The 14,093-nt window shown below is 46.5% G+C and carries 25 protein-coding genes; all 25 read right to left on the reverse strand.

The genetic code is table 11. The features are described 5' to 3' along the window. Positions 1 to 29: 29 nt before the first annotated feature. Positions 30 to 215, reverse strand: a complete 186-nt coding sequence (gene rpmD / locus N179_RS15370) for a 50S ribosomal protein L30 (protein ID WP_023466640.1) — start codon at positions 213 to 215, stop codon at positions 30 to 32. A gap of 18 nt (positions 216 to 233) precedes the next feature. Then, positions 234 to 734 (reverse strand): 30S ribosomal protein S5, encoded by a 501-nt coding sequence (rpsE, locus tag N179_RS15375; protein WP_023466639.1) that lies wholly within the window; start codon positions 732 to 734, stop codon positions 234 to 236. Between the two features lie 22 nt (positions 735 to 756). After that, complete coding sequence (gene rplR, locus N179_RS15380; RefSeq protein ID WP_023466638.1) at positions 757 to 1,107, reverse strand: 50S ribosomal protein L18; 351 nt, start codon at positions 1,105 to 1,107, stop codon at positions 757 to 759. A 37-nt stretch (positions 1,108 to 1,144) separates the two neighbouring features. Then, entirely contained in the window at positions 1,145 to 1,681 is a 537-nt protein-coding gene (gene rplF / locus N179_RS15385) for a 50S ribosomal protein L6 (RefSeq protein ID WP_023466637.1), read from the reverse strand. Between the two features lie 31 nt (positions 1,682 to 1,712). Further along, complete coding sequence (rpsH, locus tag N179_RS15390; RefSeq protein WP_012369023.1) at positions 1,713 to 2,111, reverse strand: 30S ribosomal protein S8; 399 nt, start codon at positions 2,109 to 2,111, stop codon at positions 1,713 to 1,715. Between the two features lie 31 nt (positions 2,112 to 2,142). Next, a complete protein-coding gene (rpsN, locus tag N179_RS15395) occupies positions 2,143 to 2,412 on the reverse strand; it encodes a 30S ribosomal protein S14 (protein ID WP_023466636.1) in 270 nt (89 codons plus the stop codon). Positions 2,413 to 2,426: 14 nt separating this feature from the next. Then, positions 2,427 to 2,966: a 50S ribosomal protein L5 gene (rplE, locus tag N179_RS15400; protein WP_023466635.1), complete on the reverse strand. Its 540-nt coding sequence runs from the start codon at positions 2,964 to 2,966 to the stop codon at positions 2,427 to 2,429. 31 nt (positions 2,967 to 2,997) lie between these two features. Continuing rightward, positions 2,998 to 3,309 carry a 50S ribosomal protein L24 gene (gene rplX, locus N179_RS15405; RefSeq protein ID WP_012369020.1) on the reverse strand — a complete coding sequence of 104 codons (312 nt, stop codon included), beginning with the start codon at positions 3,307 to 3,309 and terminating at the stop codon, positions 2,998 to 3,000. A gap of 34 nt (positions 3,310 to 3,343) precedes the next feature. Then, on the reverse strand, positions 3,344 to 3,712 hold the full coding sequence (gene rplN / locus N179_RS15410) for a 50S ribosomal protein L14 (protein WP_012369019.1): 369 nt from the start codon (positions 3,710 to 3,712) through the stop codon (positions 3,344 to 3,346). A gap of 48 nt (positions 3,713 to 3,760) precedes the next feature. Then, positions 3,761 to 4,024 carry a 30S ribosomal protein S17 gene (gene rpsQ / locus N179_RS15415; RefSeq protein ID WP_023466634.1) on the reverse strand — a complete coding sequence of 88 codons (264 nt, stop codon included), beginning with the start codon at positions 4,022 to 4,024 and terminating at the stop codon, positions 3,761 to 3,763. A 31-nt stretch (positions 4,025 to 4,055) separates the two neighbouring features. Continuing rightward, positions 4,056 to 4,259 (reverse strand): 50S ribosomal protein L29, encoded by a 204-nt coding sequence (gene rpmC / locus N179_RS15420; RefSeq protein WP_012369017.1) that lies wholly within the window; start codon positions 4,257 to 4,259, stop codon positions 4,056 to 4,058. Continuing rightward, positions 4,246 to 4,683: a 50S ribosomal protein L16 gene (rplP, locus tag N179_RS15425; RefSeq protein WP_012369016.1), complete on the reverse strand. Its 438-nt coding sequence runs from the start codon at positions 4,681 to 4,683 to the stop codon at positions 4,246 to 4,248. The genes rpmC and rplP overlap by 14 nt, the downstream gene beginning before the upstream one ends. A gap of 33 nt (positions 4,684 to 4,716) precedes the next feature. Next, positions 4,717 to 5,373: a 30S ribosomal protein S3 gene (gene rpsC, locus N179_RS15430; RefSeq protein ID WP_023466633.1), complete on the reverse strand. Its 657-nt coding sequence runs from the start codon at positions 5,371 to 5,373 to the stop codon at positions 4,717 to 4,719. A gap of 12 nt (positions 5,374 to 5,385) precedes the next feature. Continuing rightward, positions 5,386 to 5,718: a 50S ribosomal protein L22 gene (gene rplV, locus N179_RS15435; protein WP_012369014.1), complete on the reverse strand. Its 333-nt coding sequence runs from the start codon at positions 5,716 to 5,718 to the stop codon at positions 5,386 to 5,388. A 20-nt stretch (positions 5,719 to 5,738) separates the two neighbouring features. Then, positions 5,739 to 6,017, reverse strand: a complete 279-nt coding sequence (rpsS, locus tag N179_RS15440; RefSeq protein ID WP_012369013.1) for a 30S ribosomal protein S19 — start codon at positions 6,015 to 6,017, stop codon at positions 5,739 to 5,741. A gap of 63 nt (positions 6,018 to 6,080) precedes the next feature. Continuing rightward, entirely contained in the window at positions 6,081 to 6,911 is an 831-nt protein-coding gene (gene rplB, locus N179_RS15445; protein WP_023466632.1) for a 50S ribosomal protein L2, read from the reverse strand. 32 nt (positions 6,912 to 6,943) lie between these two features. Then, a complete protein-coding gene (gene rplW, locus N179_RS15450) occupies positions 6,944 to 7,228 on the reverse strand; it encodes a 50S ribosomal protein L23 (RefSeq protein WP_023466631.1) in 285 nt (94 codons plus the stop codon). After that, positions 7,228 to 7,851 (reverse strand): 50S ribosomal protein L4, encoded by a 624-nt coding sequence (rplD, locus tag N179_RS15455; RefSeq protein WP_023466630.1) that lies wholly within the window; start codon positions 7,849 to 7,851, stop codon positions 7,228 to 7,230. The genes rplW and rplD overlap by 1 nt, the downstream gene beginning before the upstream one ends. A gap of 29 nt (positions 7,852 to 7,880) precedes the next feature. Further along, positions 7,881 to 8,507, reverse strand: coding sequence for a 50S ribosomal protein L3 (rplC, locus tag N179_RS15460; protein ID WP_023466629.1), 627 nt, complete (start codon positions 8,505 to 8,507; stop codon positions 7,881 to 7,883). A 68-nt stretch (positions 8,508 to 8,575) separates the two neighbouring features. Then, the gene (gene rpsJ, locus N179_RS15465) at positions 8,576 to 8,884 is read right to left on the reverse strand and encodes a 30S ribosomal protein S10 (RefSeq protein WP_029343090.1); all 309 of its coding nucleotides are present in this window, start codon (positions 8,882 to 8,884) and stop codon (positions 8,576 to 8,578) included. Between the two features lie 316 nt (positions 8,885 to 9,200). Further along, entirely contained in the window at positions 9,201 to 10,388 is a 1,188-nt protein-coding gene (tuf, locus tag N179_RS15475) for an elongation factor Tu (RefSeq protein ID WP_023466627.1), read from the reverse strand. Positions 10,389 to 10,505: 117 nt separating this feature from the next. Further along, a complete protein-coding gene (gene fusA / locus N179_RS15480; protein WP_023466625.1) occupies positions 10,506 to 12,584 on the reverse strand; it encodes an elongation factor G in 2,079 nt (692 codons plus the stop codon). Positions 12,585 to 12,708: 124 nt separating this feature from the next. Further along, positions 12,709 to 13,179 (reverse strand): 30S ribosomal protein S7, encoded by a 471-nt coding sequence (rpsG, locus tag N179_RS15485; protein ID WP_023466623.1) that lies wholly within the window; start codon positions 13,177 to 13,179, stop codon positions 12,709 to 12,711. A 49-nt stretch (positions 13,180 to 13,228) separates the two neighbouring features. After that, the gene (gene rpsL / locus N179_RS15490) at positions 13,229 to 13,648 is read right to left on the reverse strand and encodes a 30S ribosomal protein S12 (protein ID WP_023466621.1); all 420 of its coding nucleotides are present in this window, start codon (positions 13,646 to 13,648) and stop codon (positions 13,229 to 13,231) included. A gap of 125 nt (positions 13,649 to 13,773) precedes the next feature. Further along, positions 13,774 to 14,025, reverse strand: coding sequence for a ribosomal L7Ae/L30e/S12e/Gadd45 family protein (locus tag N179_RS15495; protein ID WP_023466620.1), 252 nt, complete (start codon positions 14,023 to 14,025; stop codon positions 13,774 to 13,776). Positions 14,026 to 14,093 lie beyond the last annotated feature (68 nt).

The raw sequence follows: 14,093 nt of genomic DNA on the forward strand, positions 1-14,093 counted from the left end.
GCACCTCCTCATAAAATTATATCGAACTATTACTCTTGAATTTCTTTTACTGTCACTAAGTGTGACACGTGGTTAATCATCCCACGCATAGCAGCGTTGTCAGGTACGACAACAGTCTGGTGCATCTTACGGAGACCAAGCGTACGAGTAGTAACGCGTTGGTTCTCCGGACGACCGATCATGCTGCGTGTGAGGGTAACTGCGAGTTTCGCCATCTGTTTTCCCTCCCTTTCTTAACCGCGAAGTTCTTCGACGGTTTTACCGCGGAGTTTCGCAACTTCTTCAGCACGTTTGAGTGATGTGAGACCTTCGACAGTCGCACGAACCATGTTGATTGGAGTGCTTGATCCAAGTGATTTTGAAAGAATGTCGTTGATTCCCGCTAATTCGAGAACCGCACGAACTGGACCACCAGCGATGACTCCAGTACCTTCAGAAGCAGGCTTCAAGAAGACGTGACCTGCACCGAATACACCGTTGACTTCGTGTGGAATTGTTGTGTTAACGATTGGAACGTTAACCATGTTTTTCTTAGCATCTTCGATTGCTTTACGGATCGCTTCAGGCACTTCCTGAGCTTTACCCGTACCGAAACCTACGTGACCATTCTTGTCACCAACGACGACGAGGGCAGCAAAACGGAAGCGACGGCCACCTTTTACTACTTTCGCGACGCGGTTTACGGTAACAACGCGTTCTTCGAGTTGATCCATGTTAATTTCTAACTGGCGCATGTAGAGGTTCCCTCCTTTTCTATTAGAATTTGAGACCAGCTTCACGAGCTGCTTCAGCTACAGCTTTGATACGTCCATGATAGAGATATCCTCCACGGTCGAAAACGACTGTTTCGATACCTTTTTCAAGAGCGCGCTCAGCTGCGAGCTTACCAACTGCTGCCGCAGCGTCAGTCGTGTTGCCTTTTTCAAGGTCGAGTGATGATGCAGATGCGAGTGTTGCATGTGTTGCATCGTCAATGACTTGTACGTAAATGTTCTTGTTCGAACGGAATACGTTCATACGTGGACGTGTTGCAGTCCCGATGATTGTACGACGGACACGACCATGACGTTTTTTACGCGTAGCGTTTTTATCTGCCTTTGAGATCATTTATGCCACTCCTTTCCGGTCAATTCGCATTCGCGAATTACTTACCTGTTTTACCTTCTTTACGACGAACGACTTCATCACTGTAGCGAATACCTTTACCTTTGTACGGCTCAGGTTGACGGTACGAACGGATCAATGCAGCGACGTGACCAACACGTTCTTTGCTGATTCCGCGAACGATGAGTTGCGTATTCGTAGGAACTTCGACTTCGATGCCTTGTTCCGGAGTGTACTCGATTGGGTGTGAGTAACCGAGGTTGAGTACGATTTTGTTACCTTGCTTTTGTGCACGGTAACCAACACCTTGGATATCGAGTGTCTTAGCGAAACCGTTGCTTACACCTTCGACCATGTTCGCGATAAGCGCACGAGTCGTTCCGTGGATCGTACGGCTTGCTTTCTCGTCGTTCGGACGAGTGACAGTCAATTCATTACCTTCTACGTTGATCGCCATAGCTGGGCTGAACTCGCGTGAGAGTTCCCCTTTAGGACCTTTTACCGTAACCGTGTTGTTTTCAACTGTTACTGTAACGCCTGCTGGGATGACGACTGGCTTTTTACCAATACGTGACATTTAAGACACCTCCGTTCTTTTTATGCGTGTATTACCAGATGTATGCGATCACTTCGCCGCCGACTTTTTGTTGGCGAGCTTCTTTATCAGTCATTACACCTTTAGATGTTGAAACGATAGCGATTCCGAGACCACCGAGTACTTTCGGGATTTCATCAGCTTTCGCGTAAACGCGAAGACCTGGTTTCGAGATACGTTTGAGTCCAGTGATAACGCGCTCGTTGCTTGCGCCGTATTTAAGGAATACGCGGAGCGTACCTTGTTTGCTGTCCTCGAGATATTCAACATCGCGGATGAAACCTTCACGTTTGAGGATTTCAGCGACTTCACGTTTGATTGTAGAAGCTGGCATTTCCAACTTCTCATGGCGAACCATGTTTGCATTACGAATGCGTGTAAGCATATCTGCAATCGGATCTGTCATAACCATGCGATGTACCTCCTTTCACAACTTTAATGAATTACCAGCTTGCTTTTTTAACACCAGGGATTTGACCTTTATGAGCAAGATCACGGAACTTAATACGGCTGATACCGAATTTACCAATGTAACCGTGTGGACGGCCAGTGATACTACAACGGTTGTGTAAACGAACCGCTGAAGAGTTACGTGGGAGTTTGCTCAAGCCGATGTAGTCGCCTTGTGCTTTCAATTCTGCGCGTTTTTCAGCGTAGCGCTCAACGAGTGCTTGGCGTTTTACTTCACGTGCGATCATTGATTTCTTAGCCATGTTGTCGACCTCCCTTATTTTTGGAATGGCATGCCGAGTGCAGTGAGAAGCTCACGTGACTCTTCATCCGTGTTAGCAGTAGTTACGATAACGATGTCCATACCACGGACTTTCGATACGCGATCGTAGTCGATCTCTGGGAAGATCAATTGTTCCTTCACGCCTAGCGTGTAGTTACCACGGCCATCGAAAGATTTTTTCGATACGCCACGGAAGTCACGTACACGTGGAAGTGACACGTTGATCAACTTGTCGAGGAATTCGTACATGCGCTCGCCACGAAGTGTAACCTTCGCACCGATTGGCATACCTTCACGAAGTTTGAAACCAGCGATTGATTTCTTAGCTTTCGTGATGAGTGGTTTCTGACCAGTGAGGAGCTGAAGCTCTTCAACTGCCATGTCAAGTGCCTTAGAGTTCGTAACAGCGTCACCAACACCCATGTTGATTACGATTTTATCGACTTTCGGCGCTTGCATTACAGAACTGTAATTGAATTTCTCCATCATTACTTTGACGATTTCGTCTTGGTATTTAGCTTTTAAACGGTTCATCAGAAAGTGGACCTCCTTTCTTTAAATCTTCTTATTTATCTAAAGCTTCGCCCGATTTTTTAGCGATACGTACTTTCTTGCCGTCAACCACAGTGAAACCAACGCGTGTTGGGTTACCTGTCTTAGGGTCGATGAGCATAACGTTCGATACGTGAATCGGTGCTTCTTTCTCGACAATTCCGCCTTGCGGGTTGAGTTGAGAAGGTTTTGAGTGTTTTTTGATCATGTTAACGCCTTCGACGATTACGCGATCTTTTTTAGGCATAGCTGTAAGGACAACGCCTTGTTTGCCTTTGTCTTTACCAGTCATAACCTGAACTTTATCACCTTTTTTGACATGCATCGTTAGAGCACCTCCTTGTAGGAATTCTTTGGAATTAAAGTACTTCCGGTGCCAACGAGACGATCTTCATGAAGTCTTTTTCACGAAGTTCGCGTGCGACTGGTCCGAAGATACGTGTGCCACGTGGGCTTTTGTCATCTTTGATGATGACTGCTGCGTTTTCGTCAAAACGGATGTACGAACCGTCTTTACGACGAACGCCACGTTTAGTACGAACGACTACTGCGCGTACAACTTCACCTTTTTTGACAACGCCACCTGGTGTTGCTTGTTTTACTGTACAAACAATAACGTCACCGATGTTAGCAGTTTTACGACCAGAACCACCGAGGACTTTGATCGTCAAGACTTCACGAGCTCCTGAGTTGTCTGCTACTTTTAAGCGAGATTCTTGTTGAATCATACGATTGTACCTCCCTCCGGATGTTTATTCACCCGAACTAATTAGAGTTTAGATGATTACTGCTTCTTCAATGACTTCTACGAGACGGAAACGTTTGTCCTTAGATAATGGACGTGTTTCTTGAATGCGTACAACATCACCGATTTTAGCTGTGTTGTTTTCATCATGCGCTTTGTACTTTTTAGAGTAGTTTACGCGTTTGCCGTAAAGCTTGTGCTTTACTTTTGTTTCAACTGTAACTACGATCGTTTTGTCCATTTTGTCAGAAACGACGCGTCCAGTTAACACTTTGCGGTTGTTAGTGCGTTCCATTGAGTGTTCCTCCTCTCAGAATCCGAGTGAATTATGCGTTGTTGATGCCGAGTTCGCGTTCACGAAGAACGGTTTTCGCGCGTGCAATCGACTTGCGCACTTCACGGATACGAGCAGGGTTCTCAAGCTGACCAGTCGCGAGTTGGAAACGAAGGTTGAACAACTCTTCTTTCCACGAACCGACTTTACCGTTAAGCTCTTCAGTTGTTTGCTGACGGAGATCAGTTGCTTTCATTCGTATCACCACCATTTTCTTCACGTTTTACGAACTTACATTTTACTGGAAGTTTGTGTGATGCAAGACGGAGAGCTTCGCGTGCGATCTCTTCCGATACTCCTGCGATTTCGAACATTACTTTACCCGGTTTGACGACTGCTACCCAGCCCTCCGGAGCACCTTTACCTGAACCCATTCGGACTTCAAGAGGTTTTTTAGTGTATGGCTTGTGTGGGAAGATCTTGATCCACACTTTACCACCACGTTTCATATAACGAGTCATCGCGATACGCGCTGATTCGATTTGACGGCTAGTGATCCAGCTAGCTTCTTGAGCTTGGATACCGAACTCGCCGAAGTGTACTGTAGTACCACGTTTCGCTTTACCACGCATGTTGCCGCGGTGAACACGACGATATTTTACACGTTTTGGTAACAACATGTTGTGTTGCCTCCTTCCCTAGACGGATGTGGATTATTCTTCGTTTGCTGCTGCTTTTTTCGTAGGAAGCACTTCACCGTGGTGGAGCCATACTTTTACGCCAATTTTGCCGTAAGTTGTATCAGCTTCTGCAGTACCGTAATCGATGTCTGCACGGAGTGTATGAAGTGGAACTGTTCCTTCCGAATACTTCTCAGAACGAGCGATATCAGCGCCACCAAGACGACCAGAAACTTCAGTCTTGATTCCTTTGATACCAGAACGCATTGAGCGTTGGATTGATTGCTTCATAGCACGACGGAACGATACGCGACCTTCAAGTTGGCGAGCGATGTTCTCAGCGACGAGCTTAGCAACTGCATCCGGGTTTTTCACTTCAACGACGTTAACGTGAACGCGTTTGCCTTTTGCAAGGTTAGTGATGTCTTTACGAAGTGTTTCGATTTCAGAACCGCCTTTACCGATAACCATACCAGGCTTAGCAGTGTGAAGTGAGATGTTCAAGCGGTTAGCTGCGCGCTCGATTTCTACTTTAGAGACACTAGCGTCTTTAAGACGTTTTTCGATATATTCACGAACTACGTAGTCTTCATGAAGGAGATCAGCATAGTCTTTATCTGCGAACCAACGTGATTCCCAGTCTTTGATGATACCTACGCGAAGACCAGTTGGGTTAATCTTCTGACCCACGGTAATCCCTCCTTATTTTTCAGATACCACGATGTGAACGTGGCTCGTACGTTTGTTGATGCGGCTTGCGCGACCCATTGCACGTGGGCGGAAACGTTTGAGCGTTGGACCTTCGTTTACGTAAGCCTCAGTGACTACGAGGTTTTCGATGTTCATGTCGAAGTTGTGCTCAGCGTTCGCGATTGCCGATTTCAATACTTTCTCAACGATTGGCGTTGCTGCCTTGTTCGTGTAAGCAAGAATCGAAAGTGCTTCGCCGATTTGCTTCCCGCGGATTAAGTCTACTACGAGACGTGCCTTACGAGGAGCAATGCGAACCATATTAGCCGATGCTTTTGATTGCATAATGAGTACCTCCCCTCAGATTAACGTTTCGTTTTCTTATCGTTTCCAGCATGTCCTTTGTAAGAACGTGTTGGAGCGAATTCACCAAGTTTGTGACCGACCATATCTTCTGTCACGTAAACCGGTACGTGTTTACGACCATCGTAGACAGCGATCGTGTGACCGATGAACTCTGGGAAGATTGTCGAGCGGCGTGACCAAGTTTTGATGACATGTTTGTCACCAGCTTCGTTGGCTTTATCAACCTTAGCGAGCAGATGGTGATCTGCGAATGGACCTTTTTTCAAGCTGCGACCCATAGTTGTACCTCCCTTTGGCATGATTCAGGAACGGTTCCTACGAACCGTCCAGAAATCATGTAATTATTTTTTAGAACGACGGACGATATATTTATCGCTCGCTTTGTTTTTCTTACGAGTTTTGTATCCGAGTGCCGGTTTACCCCAAGGAGTAAGTGGGCCCGAACGACCGATTGGAGCACGTCCTTCACCACCACCGTGTGGGTGATCGACTGGGTTCATGACAGAACCACGAACTGTAGGACGTTTTCCGAGCCAGCGTGAACGACCAGCTTTACCGATATTGACGAGCTCGTGCTCTTCATTACCGACAGCGCCGACTGTTGCACGGCAAGTAGCAAGGATCATACGAGTTTCGCCTGATTGAAGACGAACGATCGCGTATTTACCATCTTTACCGAGAAGCTGAGCAGAAGTACCAGCTGCGCGAACGAGCTGACCACCTTTACCTGGCTTAAGTTCGATGTTGTGGATCAACGTACCGACTGGGATGTTTGAAAGTGGAAGAGCATTACCGACTTTAATGTCAGCTTCTGGTCCAGCCATGACTTGCATGTCTACTTTCAAGCCTTTCGGTGCGAGGATGTAGCGTTTTTCACCATCGATGTAGTGGATCAATGCGATGTTAGCAGAGCGGTTTGGATCGTACTCAATTGTAGCGACACGACCAGCGATGCCATCCTTGTTCCGTTTGAAGTCGATGATACGATATTTACGTTTGTGTCCGCCACCTTGGTGACGTACTGTCAAGCGACCTTGGTTATTACGTCCGCCCTTTTTCGAAAGCTTTTCAGTTAACGATTTTTCAGGACGTGAAGCCGTAATCTCAGCAAAGTCAAGTGCAGTCATATTACGACGACCGTTAGTGGTCGGTTTAAACTTTTTAATTCCCATCGAGAGTTCCCTCCTTTTCTACAGAGTTCCGATTAACCGAGGTAATCGAGTTCTTTGCTATCTGCAGTAAGCGTGACGACCGCTTTTTTGCGGCGTGCTGTGTAACCAGCGTGACGACCTACGCGTTTTGCTTTTGGTTTTGAGATCAATGTGTTGACTTTGTCAACTTTCACTCCGAAGATCGCTTCAACTGCATCTTTGATTTGAGTCTTAGATGCCTTCACGTCTACTTCGAATGTGTACTTTTTCTCAGCCATTTGGTTTACTGAACGTTCAGTAATGACAGGACGTTTGATAATGTCGTGTGTGTGTGCCATTATGCAAGCACCTCCTCTACTCTCGCAACAGCGTCCTTCGTAATGATGACTTTGTCATGAGCGACAAGATCAAGGACGTTTACACCTGCAGCGTCAACGACTGTGACACCTGGGATGTTGCGTGTTGAAAGAACGACTGACTCGTTGTAATCAGCAGTAACGACGAGAACTTTACGTTCAATTGAAAGAGCAGCGAATACTGCGATCATGTCCTTAGTTTTAGGAGCATCGATTGTCAATCCTTCAAGAACGATGAACTCGTTGTTAGCGACTTTCGAAGAAAGTGCTGAACGAAGTGCGAGACGACGAACCTTTTTAGGAAGTTTGTAAGCGTACGAACGTGGTGTTGGACCGAAGACTGTTCCACCGCCAACCCATTGTGGCGAACGGATCGAACCTTGGCGTGCACGACCAGTACCCTTTTGTTTCCATGGTTTACGGCCGCCACCGCGAACTTCCGAGCGACCTTTTGTATCATGTGTACCTTGGCGACGTGAAGCTTGTTGCATGACGATTGCATCGTATACGACTGCTTCATTTGGCTCGATTCCGAAAACGGCATCTGCGAGCTCGATGTCTCCAACTTGTGTACCTGTTTGGTTAAGCAAAGCTACTTTAGGCATTCGTTATTCCTCCTTTCCTTGCAAACGGATTAGTTGCCTTTAACCGCAGTTTTGATGACAACTTGGCTCTTACGTGCGCCTGGGATAGCACCCTTGACGAGGAGTAAGCCGCGTTCTGCATCAACTTTTACGATTTCAAGGTTTTGAACAGTGATTTGCTCTCCACCCATGCGTCCAGGGAGCAATTTCCCTTTGAATACACGGTTAGGAGCAACAGGACCCATTGAACCTGGGCGACGGTGGTAACGCGAACCGTGAGCCATTGGACCACGTGATTGGTTGTGACGCTTGATTGCACCAGCGAAACCTTTACCTTTCGACGTACCTGTTACATCAACCATTTCGCCTGCAGCGAAAGTATCTGCTTTAATCTCTTGACCGATTTCGAAATCTGCTACTGATGTACGGATTTCTTTAATGAAGCGCTTAGGTGTCGCGTTTGCTTTCGCAGCGTGACCTTTTTGCGGTTTGTTTTGACGACCTTCTTTGATATCACCAAAGCCGAGTTGGACTGCTTCGTAACCGTCAACTTCCGTTGTTTTCAATTGAAGAACAACGTTACCTTCGACTGAAACGACAGTAACAGGGACGACTTCGCCTGACTCGTTGAAGATTTGTGTCATACCGAGTTTAGTTCCTAAGATTCCTTTAGCCATGAGATACACCTCCTAATATTGAATGATTTTGATCTTCTGGCTAGTATCAACTATCTATAGAAGAAAAATTAAAGTTTGATTTCGATGTCAACGCCCGATGGAAGTTCGAGACGCATAAGCGCATCAACAGTTTTCGGTGTTGGGTTAACGATGTCGATCAAACGTTTGTGTGTACGCATTTCGAACTGCTCACGAGCATCTTTGTACTTGTGAACGGCACGAAGTACTGTGTAGACCGCTTTCTCCGTTGGGAGTGGGATCGGACCAGATACAGTAGCACCTGAACGTTTTGCTGTGTCGACAATTTTCTCAGCCGATTGATCAAGCACGCGGTGATCGTATGCTTTCAAACGGATCCGAATTTTTTCATTTGCCATGTTATTTCCCTCCTTTTCGCCTATTTTGTAAATAGACATTCTCCGCGGAAATTTCCACACTAGCCATGGCAATGCCGCCTGGTGTGTCATAACCTCCCGCTTCATCGCGTTGTGTTTGTGACCAACATATTCTATCATACTGAATCACCAGCAAGAATGCAAGCACTAATAAAATAGAATATGTATTCAAGTCTCTCACCACTCGCACAAACACTTTCCTCAGTATATAAGATGTCAGACCATGTTGCAAGACTGTTTTCAAAGAAATGAAAAAAGGTCTTCCGCCACGGGAGACGGAAGACCTTTGTCTTAAAAATTACTCAACGATTTCTGTAACTGATCCAGCGCCTACTGTACGGCCACCTTCACGGATTGAGAAACGAGTTTCTTTTTCAAGAGCGATTGGTGCGATGAGTTCAACAGTCATTTCGATGTTGTCCCCAGGCATAACCATTTCAGTACCTTCTGGAAGTTGAACCATACCAGTTACGTCAGTTGTACGGAAGTAGAACTGCGGGCGGTAGTTCGCGAAGAATGGCGTGTGACGGCCACCCTCTTCTTTAGAAAGAACGTAAACTTGCGCTTTGAACTTTTTGTGTGGTGTGATTGTGTTTGGTTTCGCGAGAACTTGTCCACGCTCGATGTCGTCACGTGATACACCACGGAGAAGAGCACCGATGTTGTCGCCAGCTTCAGCATAGTCAAGAAGCTTACGGAACATCTCTACACCAGTACATACTGATTTTTTAGTTTCTTCGTGAAGACCAACGATTTCGATCTCGTCGTTGACTTTAAGAACTCCACGCTCAACGCGGCCAGTAGCAACTGTACCACGACCAGTGATTGAGAAGACATCCTCAACTGGCATCATGAAGTCTTTTTCAGTGTCACGAGTTGGTTCTGGGATGTACTCATCGACAGCTGCCATGAGTTCCATGATTTTTTCTTCCCATTTAGCTTCGCCGTTAAGCGCGCCAAGAGCAGAACCTTGGATAACTGGGAGGTCATCACCTGGGAAGTCGTACTCAGAAAGAAGCTCACGGATTTCCATTTCGACGAGCTCAAGAAGCTCTTCGTCGTCAACCATGTCAACTTTGTTCATGAATACTACGATGAAAGGAACACCTACTTGACGTGAAAGCAAGATGTGCTCACGTGTTTGTGGCATTGGACCATCTGTTGCAGAAACAACGAGGATCGCGCCGTCCATTTGTGCAGCACCAGTGATCATGTTTTTAACATAGTCAGCGTGACCTGGGCAGTCAACGTGTGCATAGTGGCGTTTTTCTGTTTCGTACTCAATGTGAGCTGTTGCGATTGTGATACCGCGCTCGCGCTCTTCTGGAGCACCATCGATTTGGTCAAACTTAGTTGCAGCTTTACCTTGTGCTTTTGCAAGTACAGCTGAGATAGCTGCTGTTAAAGTTGTTTTACCGTGGTCGACGTGGCCGATTGTACCAACGTTAACGTGCGGTTTAGAACGGTCGAATTTTTCCTTACCCATTCTGAATTCCTCCTCTATGTGTCTAATAATTTTTTATAACTAGGAAGGTGAGTCGTAAGATAACGTACACCTTCCTTAGCTTACACTAATCATAAAAGCGTGACAACCTGTGAAGGATTAGCCGTTTGCTTTTTTGATGATTTCTTCCGCAACTGATTTCGGTACTTCTTCGTAGTGATCGAAGTGCATCGAGTACGTTCCGCGACCTTGTGTGCGTGAACGAAGACCAGTAGCGTATCCGAACATTTCAGAAAGTGGAATCATTGAACGGACAACTTGAGCGTTACCGCGTGCTTCCATACCTTCTACGCGACCACGGCGTGATGTAACATCACCCATGATGTCTCCCATGTATTCGTCTGGGATGACGATTTCAACTTTCATCATTGGCTCAAGGATAACAGCGCCGCTCTTATCTTTAAGTTGTTTGACTGCCATTGAAGCCGCAACTTTAAATGCCATCTCGTTTGAGTCGACATCGTGGTACGATCCGAAGACGAGTGAAGCTTTTACGTCAACGACCGGGTAACCAGCAAGGATACCGTTTTGAAGTGCTTCTTCGATTCCGTTCTCAACCGCTGGGATGTATTCACGTGGAACAACACCACCGACGATTTTGTTGTTGAACTCGAAGCCAGCGCCTTCTTCGTTCGGCTCGAATTCTACGACGACGTGACCATACTGACCACGACCACCAGATTGACGAGCGAACTTCGAATCGATCTTCGCCGCTTGGCGGATCGTTTCACGGTAAGCTACTTGTGGAGCACCAACGTTTGCTTCGACTTTGAACTCGCGACGCATACGGTCAACGATGATGTCGAGGTGAAGCTCACCCATACCTGAGATGATCGTTTGACCAGTCTCTGGGTTTGTTTCAGTGCGGAACGTTGGATCCTCTTCAGCAAGCTTAGCGAGGGCTTGACCCATTTTATCTTGGTCAGCTTTCGTTTTTGGTTCGATAGCGACCGAGATAACTGGTTCTGGGAATGTCATTGATTCGAGAACGACGTTGTCTTTCTCTGCACAAAGCGTATCTCCAGTAGTTGTATCTTTCAAACCTACAGCTGCAGCGATGTCACCCGCGTATACCATCGGGATCTCTTCACGGCTGTTTGCGTGCATTTGAAGGATACGTCCAAGACGCTCACGTTTGCCTTTTGTTGAGTTTTTAACGTACGATCCTGCCGAAGCTGTACCAGAGTACACACGGAAGAATGTAAGTTTACCGACGTAAGGGTCAGTCATGACTTTGAACGCGAGTGCAGAGAATGGTGCTTCGTCCGAAGACTCACGCACGATTTCCTCATCCGTATCCATGTCGATACCTGAGATCGCTTTAACGTCGATTGGTGATGGGAGGTAATCGAGAACTGCGTCAAGCATAAGCTGAACACCTTTGTTCTTGAATGCCGAACCTACGAGTACAGGGTAGAAGTCAACTGTCAGAGTTGCTTTACGGATAGCCGCTTTCAACTCGTCGATTGTGATTTCTTCACCCTCGAGGTATTTCATCATCAATTCTTCTTCGTAATCCGCAACTGCTTCGATCAATGATCCACGGAGTTCTTCAGCTTGATCAGCGAGATCAGCTGGGAAACCGTCAGTCACTTCGATGTCAGTTCCGAGATCGTTGCCGTACATGTATGTTTTCTGTTCGACGAGGTCGATGATTCCTTTGAATTCATCTTCCGCACCGATTGGAAGTTGGATCGCGTGTGCGTTCGCTTGGAGGCGTTCGCGAAGCGTTCCGACCGAGTACAAGAAGTCTGCACCGATTTTATCCATTTTGTTAACGAAAACGATACGTGGTACGCCGTAAGTTGTAGCTTGGCGCCATACTGTCTCAGTTTGTGGCTCAACACCAGACTGAGCGTCAAGTACTGCTACCGCACCATCAAGTACGCGAAGTGAACGTTCAACCTCAACTGTGAAGTCTACGTGTCCAGGTGTATCGATGATGTTTACGCGGTTACCTTTCCATTGAGCAGTTGTTGCTGCCGATGTAATCGTGATCCCACGCTCTTGCTCTTGCTCCATCCAGTCCATTTGTGAAGCACCTTCGTGCGTTTCACCAATCTTGTGGATACGACCCGTGTAATACAGGATACGCTCAGTCGTTGTTGTTTTACCAGCATCGATGTGAGCCATGATCCCGATGTTACGAGTGTTCTTAAGGGAGAATTCTCTTGCCATCTTTAAACATTCTCCTTTCGCATTTTAGTTTAGTGGTCGTGTGTTGCCACACGTCATGACTATACCCGAAAGCCACCTCATAATTCCATTAAAAATGGCATGCATGAGGTGGTGATTTTCGGAATTACCAGCGGTAGTGAGCAAACGCTTTGTTCGCTTCCGCCATTTTGTGCATATCTTCGCGCTTCTTAACAGAAGCACCAGTGTTGTTTGCAGCGTCCATGATTTCGTTAGCAAGGCGCGCATCCATAGTTTTTTCGTTACGGAGACGTGAGTAGTTCACGAGGTAACGAAGTGCGAGTGTCGTACGACGCTCTGGGCGAACTTCGACAGGAACTTGATAGTTAGCTCCACCTACACGGCGTGCTTTAACTTCAAGAACTGGCATGATGTTGTTCATCGCTTCTTCAAAGACTTCCATTGCATCGCGACCTGAACGTTCAGCGATAGTTTCGAAAGCTTTGTATAAGATTTGTTGAGCAGTACCTTTTTTACCATCTAACATAAGACGGTTGATAAGGCGGGTAACGAGTTTAGAGTTGTAGATCGGATCAGCCATTACATCACGACGTTCTGCTTGACCTTTACGTGGCATTCCGAGTCCCTCCTTTCATATAGTGAGGTGATATCTTAAGATATCTAGATTATTTTTTAACTTTAGGACGTTTAGTACCGTATTTCGAACGACCTTGCATACGGCCGTCAACACCAGCTGTATCAAGCGCACCACGAACGATGTGGTAACGTACCCCTGGTAAGTCTTTTACGCGGCCGCCGCGGATAAGAACAACACTGTGCTCTTGAAGGTTGTGGCCGATACCTGGGATGTAAGCTGTTACTTCCATTGTGTTCGTCAAACGTACACGTGCGTATTTACGAAGAGCCGAGTTCGGTTTCTTCGGAGTCATTGTACCTACACGAGTACAAACACCACGTTTTTGTGGTGAGCTGATGTCAGTACGAGCTTTAATGAAGCTGTTGTACCCTTTGTTCAGCGCTGGCGAATCTGATTTCACAACTTTTGATTGACGTCCTTTACGGACTAATTGGTTGATAGTAGGCATCTTTGAGATCCTCCCTTCCTGAATTCATGACAAATTTCAAAACCACCGAGCCGGGTGGTTCATCGAAAGTCATAATGAAACGTTTTGCGTGGCTCAGGCATTCCATCGCCACACAAAACGCATTATCAAACTTTCTTAATGGCAACAGCGGTTGCTGCGACATCGATTCCACAAGCTTTTCCAAGCTCTTGCTTAGAAGGAACATTCACGACTGGAACGTTAGCTTGTTTCGCCGCATCGAGCAATGCTTGTTTTACGTGTTCATCTGCGTCATCCGCAATGATCACTTCCGACGCCTTGCCAGATCGCAATGCTTTGAGCGTTTGCTTTTGACCGACAAACTTCAAATCTGCGCCGACTACTTTTTTGTAAGACATGAAGATATCCTCCAAAATAACACAGCCGGTTGGCAACACTATATCATAGTAGCACCGCCATACCGGCG

Source organism: Exiguobacterium indicum HHS 31, assembly GCF_001939065.1.
GTDB classification, from domain to species: Bacteria; Bacillota; Bacilli; order Exiguobacteriales; family Exiguobacteriaceae; genus Exiguobacterium_A; species Exiguobacterium_A indicum.